A 203-nucleotide genomic window follows, 5' to 3' on the forward strand; every position below is an offset into this window, starting at 1 on the left:
CTCGCCGGATTGTTCGGCACCTGCCTTGGCGCGGCTGACGATCAGGCCGGCCTCCTGCGCTCGCTTGGTGGAATCCTTCACTGTCGTGGTGATCTCTTCCAGAGCGGCAGCGGTTTCCTCAACGGCTGCGGCCTGCTGTTCGGTACGCTTGGCCAGATCGTCGGCGGCCGATTTGATCTCGTTTGCGCCCGCGCCGATGCCAC

General features: G+C 65.0%; 1 pseudogene. It reads right to left on the minus strand.

Annotated elements, in window-relative coordinates:
- A pseudogene (locus T18_RS26355) lies at positions 1-203 on the minus strand (methyl-accepting chemotaxis protein); the annotation flags it as partial.

Source organism: Rhizobium sp. TBD182 (assembly GCF_001950375.1).
GTDB lineage: Bacteria > Pseudomonadota > Alphaproteobacteria > Rhizobiales > Rhizobiaceae > Agrobacterium > Agrobacterium tumefaciens.